This is a genomic window from Brevundimonas sp., assembly GCF_023259385.1.
Taxonomy (GTDB): Bacteria; Pseudomonadota; Alphaproteobacteria; order Caulobacterales; family Caulobacteraceae; genus Brevundimonas.
In genome coordinates this window covers 1-6,823 of record NZ_JAHFPF010000198.1, presented here as the reverse complement: position 1 = coordinate 6,823, position 6,823 = coordinate 1, and the positions used below count along the sequence as shown (strand labels likewise).

Below are 6,823 nucleotides of genomic sequence, written 5' to 3'. Positions count from 1 at the left end.
GGACCGCGACCCGACCGTGCAGCCCCACGCCGACGCGGTGGCCAACGACTATCCCGAGACCTTCCGCCTGATCCGCACGCCGTTCTCCGGGCTGGCCGACGCCTTCGCCCAGACGGATGAGGCGAAGCTGGACGGGGTGGTGTTCGACATCGGCGTGTCGTCGATGCAGCTCGACCAGGCCGAGCGCGGCTTCTCCTTCATGCGCGACGGTCCGCTGGACATGCGCATGTCCGATGAAGGCGAGACCGCCGCCGACATCGTCAACACCTGGGACCACGGTCCCATGGCCCACATCTTCAAACTGTACGGCGACGAGCGTCAGTCGGGCCGGGTGGCGACCGCCATCCTGCGCCGCCGGGTCGAGAAGCCGTTCGAGCGCACGCTGGATCTGGCCGAGGTGGTCGAGAAGGCGCTGGGCGGCCGCCGCGGCGCGCCGATCCATCCGGCGACCCGGGTGTTCCAGGCCCTGCGCATCGCCGTGAACGACGAGCTGGGCGAGCTGCGCGCCGGGCTGGAGGCCGCCGAGGCGACGCTGGCGCCCGGCGGGCGGCTGGTCGTGGTGACCTTCCATTCGCTGGAAGACCGGATCGTGAAGGCCTTCCTGACCGAGCGGACCGGCAATGCGCCGGGCGGCTCGCGCCATGCGCCCGTCGCCGTCGAGACCCGCAAGCCCAGCTTCACCCTGAGCTTCAAGGGCGCGGTCGAGGCGGGCGAGGCCGAGTTGGCCGCCAACCCTCGCGCCCGGTCGGCCAAGCTGCGCGCCGCCGTCCGCACCGACGCGGCCCCCTGGGGGAGGATCGCCGCATGAACGCCGCGGTCGTCGCCCGGAGCTTCAACCGCCTGTTCGCCTGGAAGGTGCGCGGGATCCGCTGGATCGAGATCATCGGCGTGCTGATGGTCGCGGCCATGATCTTCTCGGTCTATCTGGCCAAGGCCGCCGCCGCGCGCGAGAGCGCCGAGATCGCCGACCTGGAGCGCCAGATCGGCATCAGCGGCCAGCGCGTCCGCCTGCTGAAGGCCGAGGTGGCGCGGCTGGAGCAGCCGGGCAGGCTGGAGGCCCTGTCGCGCGGCGCGGGCCTGGGTCCGGTCGACATGAAGCGGCAGGCCAGCGAGGACAACCTGGCCCAGTTGCAGCCGATCCCCGAGCCGAAGCCGGTGATCATCGTCGCCCCGACCCCGGCCGTGGTTCCCGCCGCCGCGCCCACCGCTCCGGCAGGGGAGGGCGCGCGATGAGCGTCCACGATCCCCACGCCTGGGACCGGGCCGCTCCGCGCGGACCGCGCCCTGTCGTCTACGGCATCCGCCGCCTGCTGCCGTCATGGCGCTGGCTGGCCGAGGCCATGTGGTGGGTCGAGCATTCGTTCGGCCGCGCCCGCGCCGACGCCCGGCCCGAGGAAGACACCCGCGTCCGCATCTTCGTGATCGCCTCGGCCTTCACGGCGGTGTTCTGCTGCCTCGCGCTCGGCGCGGCCCATGCGGCCCTGATGACGCCCAAGGGGGTGATCGGCTCGGCGGCCAATCCGAACGCCGTGGCCCGCGCCGACATCGTCGACCGCAACGGCGCGCTGATGGCGACCAACATCACCCACTACGGCCTGTACATCGATCCCCGCGAGGTCTGGGACCCGACGTTGGCGGCGCAGCAGATCAAGCGCGCCCTGCCGCGCATCTCGACGGCCAAGCTGCGGCGGATCCTGGCGGGCGACCGCCGCCTGATCGCCCTGCCGGGCCTGACTCCGCAGGAGAAGTCCGCCGTCCACGCCCTGGCGCTGGGCGGGGTGACGTTCGAGCCCGAGGATCGCCGGGTCTATCCGCTGGACAGCTCGGCGCGGCACGTGCTGGGCGTGGCCGACAGCGGCGGCCAGGGCCTGACCGGCGCCGAACTGGCCTTCAACGCCGACATCCGCGCCGCCGGAGCGCGGGGCGAAAGCTTCCCGCTGTCGATCGATCTGCGGGTGCAGGGCGTGCTGGAGAACGAACTGGGCGCCGCCGCTTCGGCCGTCGGGGCCAAGGGCGCCGTGGGCGTGGTCGTCGATGCGAGCACCGGCGAGGTCCTGGGCATGTCCAGCTGGCCGACGACCGACGCCCTGAACCGCGTGACCTCGGCCCACTACGAGATGGGCTCGGTGTTCAAGACCTTCACCATCGCCGCCAGCATCGACACCGGCAAGGCGGACATGAACACCATGTTCGACGCCTCGCAGCCCTACATGATCGGCAACCGCCGGATCACCGACTTCCACGCCACGAACAAGATCCTGAGCCTGGAAGAGGTCTACCTGCACTCGTCCAACATCGGCACCTCGCGGATGGCGGTGGAGCTGGGGCCGGACGTGATGCGCGACTATTTCGGCCGGTTCGGCCTGCTGGACGCCGCGCCGATCGGGCTGCACGACTCGGCCCGGCCGCGCCGTCCGGCCAACTGAGAAGTCTCGACCCGGGCCTCGATGTCGTTCGGCTACGGCATCATGGTCACCCCGCTGCAGATGGCGGCGGCGACGGTGTCCCTGCTCAACGGCGGCGTCTACCGCCCGCTGTCCCTGCGCCGCGGCGGCTCGGGCGCCGAGGGCCGCCAGGTCGTCAGCCCGGAAACCTCGCGCAGCATCCGCGACCTGATGCGCGCCAACGTGCTGCGCGGCTCGGGCAAGTCGGCGAACGCCCAGGGGCTGCGCGTCGGCGGCAAGACCGGCTCGGCCAACAAGCTGGTCAACGGCCGCTACGATCCGCGTCACGGCGTGGGGTCCTTCGCCTCGGTCTTCCCGGCGGACGGTCCGGACACGACCCGCCGCTATGTGGTGTTCGTGCTGATCGACGAACCGGCCCAGGGCTCGCAGCTGGGCGGCGCGGTCGCGGCCCCGACGGTCGGACGCGTCATCGACCGGATCGCCGGCTTCCTGGGCGTCGACCGCGTGGCCGATCCCGTCATCGCTCCGGTGGCGCCCCAATGAGCGCCGTCCGCCTGTCCGACCTGCTGCGCCGCGACGTGTCGTCCGATCCGATGATCACCGGCGTCACCGCCGACAGCCGCAAGGTCGCGCCCGGTTCGCTGTTCGTGGCCCTGCCCGGCACGGCCGCCGACGGGCGCGCCTTCATCCCCCAGGCGTTGTCGCAGGGCGCCGCCGCCGTGCTGGCGCCCGCCGACACCGACGCGGCCCTGGCCCCGGTGCTGGTCACCTCGGGCGACGTGCGCCGGGCCTACGCCATCGCCGCGCGCGGCTTCTACGGCGCCCAGCCCGCCCACTGTGTCGCGGTCACCGGGACCAACGGCAAGACCTCGGTCGCCGCCTTCTGCCGCCAGATCTGGGCGGCGCTGGGCCTGACCTCCGCGAGCATGGGCACGCTCGGGGTTTTGAAACAGTCGGGTAACGTTAATCAGGCGTTGACCGGCCCCGGCCTGACCAGCCCGGACGCCGCCGACGCGGCGCGCCTGCTGGCCGAACTGGCGACCCAGGGCGTGACCCATCTGGCGCTGGAAGCCTCGTCGCACGGCATCGACCAGCGCCGCCTGGACGGGGTGACGCTGAAGGCGGCGGCCTTCACCAACCTGACCCAGGACCACCTGGACTACCACGGCGACATGGAGAGCTACCGGGCCGCCAAGCTGCGCCTGTTCGAGACCCTGCTGCCGCGCGGCCGGACCGCCGTGCTGAACGCCGACAGCGACGCCTATTCCAGCTTCGCCTCGGCCAGCATCATGTCCGGGCTGGGCGTGATGGGCGTGGGGCAGCGTGGGCGGGACCTGGCCCTGGTCGCCCGCCGGGCGGTTCCGGAAGGCCAGCGCCTGACCATCGACGTGCAGGGCGAACTGCATGAGATCCTGCTGCCGCTGGCCGGGGCCTTCCAGGCGTCGAACGCCCTGGTCGCCGCGGGCCTGTGCATCGCCGCGGGCGAGAGCGCCGGACGCGTGCTGGCGGCGATGGAGAAGATCGAGGGCGCCCAGGGGCGGCTGGAGCGTATTCCCGGCGGCGCGGGGCAGGGCGAGGTCTATGTCGACTACGCCCACACGCCCGACGGGCTGGAGACGGTGTTGAAGGCGCTGCGTCCGCACGCGACGGGCCGGCTGATCGTGGTGTTCGGCGCCGGCGGCGACCGGGACCGGGCCAAGCGGCCCCTGATGGGCGAGATCGCGGGCCGTCTGGCGGACATCGCCATCGTCACCGACGACAACCCCCGCTCGGAAGACCCCGCCTCGATCCGCAAGGCCGTGCGCGAGGGCTGTCCCGACGCGCAGGAGATCGGCGATCGCCGCAAGGCCATCCATCACGCCATCGCCCTGATGCGCGAAGGAGATGTGGTCGTGATCGCCGGAAAAGGGCATGAACAGGGCCAGATCGTCGGCGGGGTGACCCATCCCTTCGACGACGCCACCGAAGCCGCCGAAGCCCTGCGTATCCATGCCTGATTCCGAACCCCTCTGGACGTCCGCCGAGATCGAGGCCGCGACCGGAGGACGCCTGTCCGGCGCCCCCTTCGCGGCGACCGGGATCACCTACAACAGCCGCGAGATCGTTCCGGGCGACCTGTTCGTGGCGCTGAAGGGCGCGCGCGACGGGCACGACTTCGCCGACATGGCCTTCGCCAACGGCGCGGCGGGGGCGATCGTCGAGCGGGCGGTGAACGGTCCGGCCGTGATCACGGGCGACACCCTGCATGCGCTGGAGGCGCTGGGCGTCTTCTCGCGCGAGCGGGCGCCGCAGGTGAAGCGGGGCGCGGTCACCGGCTCGGTCGGCAAGACCAGCGTGACCCAGGCGATCAAGGCGGGCCTCGACCTGGCGGGGCCGGCCCACGCCTCGATCAAGAGCTACAACAACCACATCGGCGTGCCGCTGACCCTGGCCCGGATGCCGCGCACGGTGGAACGGGCGGTGTTCGAGATCGGCATGAACGCGCCGGGCGAGATCGCGCCGCTGTCGAAATTCGTCCGACCGCACGCCGCCTGCGTGACCACGGTGGGGCCGGTGCATATCGAGGCCTTCGCGGACGGCGAGGCCGGGGTGGCGGCCGAGAAGGCGTCGATCTTCGAGGGGCTGGTCCCCGGCGGGACGGCGGTGGCCAACGGCGACGTGGCCCTGTCCGGCGTCGTGTGCGACCGGGCCCGGGCGCTGGGCGCGCGGCTGGTCACCTTCGGGACCGACATGGGGCATGACGCCCGCCTGCTGGACTTCCAGCCGTTCGAGGGCGGGGCGCGGGTCAGGGCCGAGCTCTACGGCAGGCCGTTGGACTTCGAACTGGCGCAGTCGGGCTTCCACTGGGGGCTGAACAGCCTGTGCGTCCTGCTGATGCTGGATGCGCTGGACGTGCCGCTGGAGACCGGGCTGCAGGCGCTGGCCGGGTTCCGGCCGCTGGCGGGGCGGGGCGAGACGATCACCGTGCGCGCGCCTGGCGGGGCCTTCACCCTGATCGACGAAAGCTACAACGCCAATCCGCTGTCGATGGCCGCGGGCTTCCGCAGCCTGGGGGCCAGGCCGGTCGCGACGGGCGGCCGCCGGATCGTGGTGTTGACCGACATGCTGGAACTGGGCGAGCAGTCGCACGCCCTGCACGAGGGGCTGGCCGAGCCGATCGCCGCCGCCGGGCTGGACCTGGTCCACGCCGCCGGGCCGGAGATGAAGCGGCTGTACGACGTCCTGCCCGCCGCCCGCCGGGGCGAGTGGCGCGAGACCGCCGCCGAACTGGCCGCCGACGCGGCCACGCTTGCAGGCCCGGGCGACATCGTCATGGTCAAGGGATCGAACGGATCGAAAGCCTCGCTGATCGCGAAGGCTCTCGCCGCGCTGGGGGAATAAGAGCGTGTTCTATCTGCTGTATCTCTACTTCCAGGACGTGGCGAAAGACTATCCGCTGCTGCACCTGATCCAGTACCAGACGGTGCGGGTGGCGCTGGCCATGGTCACGGCCATGATCGTCGCAGTGGCCATGGGCAGCCGCTTCATCGCCTGGATGCGGGTCAAGCAGGGCAAGGGCCAGCCGATCCGCTCGGACGGACCGGTCACCCACCTGTCGAAGGTCGGGACCCCGACCATGGGCGGGCTGATGATCCTGGCGGGCATCGCGGTGGCGGTGCTGCTGTGGGGCGACCTGACCAACCCCTACATCTGGATCGTCTCGTTCGTCACCGCCGCCTTCGGCGTGCTGGGCTTCATCGACGACTACGCCAAGGTGACCAAGCAGACCTCGGCCGGGCTGACGTCGAAACAGAAGCTGGTGGCGCAGGTGATCGTCTCGGTGATCGCGGGCGTGATGACCGTGGCCTGGATGACGGTGTCGCCGACCTCGCCGGGGCTGGAGACGTCGATCGCCTTCCCCTTCTTCAAGGCGGTGCTGCTGAACATCGGCTGGTTCTATGTGGCCTTCGCCGCCTTCACGATCGTGGGCTTCTCCAACGCGGTGAACCTGACCGACGGTCTGGACGGCCTGGCCATCGTGCCGGTGATGATGGCGGCGGCCGCCTTCGGCATCATCTCCTACCTGGTCGGCAACTTCATCTTCTCCCAGTACCTGGGCGTGCACCACGTGCCGGGCTCGGGCGAGCTGGCCATCTTCTGCGCGGCCATGATCGGCGGGGGCGTGGGCTTCCTCTGGTACAACGCCCCGCCGGCCAAGATCTTCATGGGCGACACCGGTTCGCTGGCCCTGGGCGGCGCCCTGGGCGCCATCGCCGTGGCCACCAAGCATGAGCTGGTGCTGGGCATCGTCGGCGGCCTGTTCGTGGTCGAGGCCGCCTCGGTCATGATCCAGGTCGCCTACTTCAAGGCCACCAAGAAGCGCATCTTCCTGATGGCCCCGATCCACCACCATTTTGAGAAGATGGGCTGGCCGGAAT

General features: G+C 71.3%; 5 protein-coding genes and 1 pseudogene. All 6 read left to right on the top strand.

What is annotated here, in order from left to right; translation table 11 throughout:
• Positions 1–808: 16S rRNA (cytosine(1402)-N(4))-methyltransferase RsmH (gene rsmH / locus Q0C81_RS14055; RefSeq protein WP_291839151.1), on the top strand; the 808-nt coding region annotated here is incomplete at its 5' end.
• Positions 805–1,233, top strand: coding sequence for a cell division protein (locus Q0C81_RS14050; protein ID WP_291839149.1), 429 nt, complete (start codon positions 805–807; stop codon positions 1,231–1,233). The genes rsmH and Q0C81_RS14050, both read left to right, overlap by 4 nt.
• Positions 1,230–2,948, top strand: a pseudogene (locus Q0C81_RS14045) (peptidoglycan D,D-transpeptidase FtsI family protein). The gene Q0C81_RS14050 and the pseudogene Q0C81_RS14045 overlap by 4 nt, the downstream one beginning before the upstream one ends.
• The gene (locus Q0C81_RS14040; protein ID WP_291839147.1) at positions 2,945–4,402 is read left to right on the top strand and encodes a UDP-N-acetylmuramoyl-L-alanyl-D-glutamate--2,6-diaminopimelate ligase; all 1,458 of its coding nucleotides are present in this window, start codon (positions 2,945–2,947) and stop codon (positions 4,400–4,402) included. Before Q0C81_RS14045 ends, Q0C81_RS14040 begins: the two are co-directional and overlap by 4 nt.
• Positions 4,395–5,786, top strand: coding sequence for a Mur ligase family protein (murF, locus tag Q0C81_RS14035; protein WP_291839144.1), 1,392 nt, complete (start codon positions 4,395–4,397; stop codon positions 5,784–5,786). The genes Q0C81_RS14040 and murF overlap by 8 nt, the downstream gene beginning before the upstream one ends.
• A gap of 4 nt (positions 5,787–5,790) precedes the next feature.
• Positions 5,791–6,823 (top strand): phospho-N-acetylmuramoyl-pentapeptide-transferase (gene mraY / locus Q0C81_RS14030; RefSeq protein WP_291839141.1); only part of this gene is annotated, 1,033 nt, incomplete at its 3' end.

Bases quoted from the DNA above. Each gene is read 5' to 3' on its own strand.
- Q0C81_RS14040 (WP_291839147.1), top strand. From the start codon at position 2,945: ATGAGCGCCGTCCGCCTGTCCGACCTGCTGCGCCGCGACGTGTCGTCC.
- murF (WP_291839144.1), top strand. From the start codon at position 4,395: ATGCCTGATTCCGAACCCCTCTGGACGTCCGCCGAGATCGAGGCCGCG.
- Q0C81_RS14050 (WP_291839149.1), top strand. From the start codon at position 805: ATGAACGCCGCGGTCGTCGCCCGGAGCTTCAACCGCCTGTTCGCCTGG.